This is a genomic window from Gardnerella sp. 26-12 (assembly GCF_001660745.1).
GTDB lineage: Bacteria > Actinomycetota > Actinomycetes > Actinomycetales > Bifidobacteriaceae > Bifidobacterium > Bifidobacterium swidsinskii.
In genome coordinates, this window is the sequence record NZ_LWSR01000141.1 from 1 (window position 1) to 1951 (window position 1951).

2 protein-coding genes and 1 pseudogene are annotated in these 1951 nt (G+C 37.8%); all 3 read right to left on the reverse strand.

What is annotated here, in order from left to right; all coding sequences use genetic code 11:
- Nucleotides 1–7: 7 nt before the first annotated feature.
- The gene (locus tag A5295_RS05880; protein WP_004111445.1) at nucleotides 8–931 is read right to left on the reverse strand and encodes an NAD kinase; all 924 of its coding nucleotides are present in this window, start codon (nucleotides 929–931) and stop codon (nucleotides 8–10) included.
- Between the two features lie 90 nt (nucleotides 932–1021).
- A complete protein-coding gene (locus A5295_RS05885) occupies nucleotides 1022–1825 on the reverse strand; it encodes a TlyA family RNA methyltransferase (RefSeq protein ID WP_012914106.1) in 804 nt (267 codons plus the stop codon).
- Nucleotides 1822–1951, reverse strand: a pseudogene (locus tag A5295_RS06285) (HAD family hydrolase); the annotation flags it as partial. The pseudogene A5295_RS06285 and the gene A5295_RS05885, both read right to left, overlap by 4 nt.

Consider the following 1951-nt stretch of genomic DNA (forward strand, 5'->3'; position numbering starts at 1 on the left):
AAATAATTCAGTTTAAAGAATTATTATTGTGCTCACGCCACCCAACTATTGGCAAATCAAATTTTGTAACTAAACGCTTCGTAAAAGGAGCACCAGAAAGTCTAGCTAATAATAGCTCATCTTTTGATTGACGAACTTGAATCCTTGATCCTTGAGGAAGAGCGCGCTGTCTTCTACCGTCGCAACAAATCCAACCTCCAGAAGACGATTCATTAAGAATGTCAATAGTAAAAGTAGAACCGGCACCAATAATTAGAGGACGCGCAAAAAGAGCATGAGCAGCTAATGGCACTAGTTGTAACGCTTCTACATTTGGCCACATGATTGATCCACCTGCTGAAAATGCGTAAGCTGTGGAACCAGTAGGAGTTGAAACTATTACACCATCGCAACCAAAAGATGACATTTCAACATCGTCTACTCGTATTGAAAGTTCTACCATTCGACCTCTGTCTTCGCGATCAAGAGTTATATCGTTCAACGCCCAATCACTTAAAGGCTCACTTTCGCCAGGAAGCCACACATCTACATGAGCTTCCATTCTCCTGTCAATAGTGTAATCCTTGTTTGCAATCCTACGAATAGCATCATTAATTTGAAAACTTTCAAATTCTGCCAAAAAACCAACATGACCAAGATTTATGCCGATAATTGGAACAGTAGTACAATGCACTAACTCAGCAGCCTGAAGCATGGTGCCATCTCCCCCAAGCACCACAACTATTTCCGTATTTTCATCAACTATACGAGTAGTTTTTTTAGCAAAATCAGACACAGAAGCACTGTTGAATACGTCAACAACGAATCCAGCTTTAATAAGTTGAGTCTTGACTTGATTTACCACATCACTATGAACATCGATTCTAGCGTGAGTAACTACAAGAGCACGACGAGCCGACGAAGCGGAATTAGTATCGAAATGTTCCTGCATATACAGCCCCTTCGTACTGTTTAAACACAACTACTACTATTGTAATTGTTAGGATACATATTGAAAAATGCTAAACATTCAATAATTAACTTACTTCTCGTAACGCGCATAAAGAAGATACTCCGTATTGCCATGCGTTCCTTCAATAGGAGATTCGCAAGAGGAGATAACCTTTAGACCGTTTTGATTTGCACAACTTTTTATTGTTTCTAAAGCTTTAATTCTTAAAGTCTCGTCAGTTACTATTCCACCTTTTCCAAGGTTTCCTTTTCCTACTTCAAATTGCGGCTTAACTAAAAGCACAATATCTGCATGCAATTGAGCTATTCTAGAAATTACTGGAATAACAAACGTTAGAGAAATAAAAGAAACATCCGAAACTATAAGATTTGGCTTATATGGCAAGTTCTCTTCGTACACATCTCGAATATTTACGCCACTCATTTCAATTACATGTGAATTGTTAGCTATTTTTGGATGCAATTGACCATGACCAACATCTAAAGCTATTACAGAATGAACACCTCTTTGCAAAAGAACGTCGCAAAAACCACCCGTTGATGCACCTATATCTAGAGCTTTAGTTGATTTGGAAGTAGTTAAACCATTTTTAGAAAACGCTTCGAAAGCACCTTCTAACTTAAGTGCTCCACGAGAAACGTATCTAATACAAGATTGCGTATTTTTTGATTCGTCGATTGTTATTGTATGTGAATTGTTTACTAAAAATGAGGATTTCGTAATATTTCGATTGTCAACACTCACTACGCCAGCACGAATTAAACGTTGAGCAGTTGTCCTACTTTCTGCTAAACCACGATTAACCAAAGCGCAATCTAAGCGTTGTGAAATATTGCTATTTGAAAGTTTACTTAAATCCTCATTCAAAGTCATAAGGAAAACTCCGGAAGAGTATAATTTTCCATATTTTCACCGCAATCTTGCAAGCTCCATGCCAGCGCGCAAGCAGCTCTTAAAGCATTGCAATCGTTAGTGTTATTAACTTCAATAATATTATTA

Bases quoted from the DNA above. Each gene is read 5' to 3' on its own strand.
- A5295_RS05880 (WP_004111445.1), bottom strand. From the start codon at position 931: ATGCAGGAACATTTCGATACTAATTCCGCTTCGTCGGCTCGTCGTGCT.
- A5295_RS05885 (WP_012914106.1), bottom strand. From the start codon at position 1,825: ATGACTTTGAATGAGGATTTAAGTAAACTTTCAAATAGCAATATTTCA.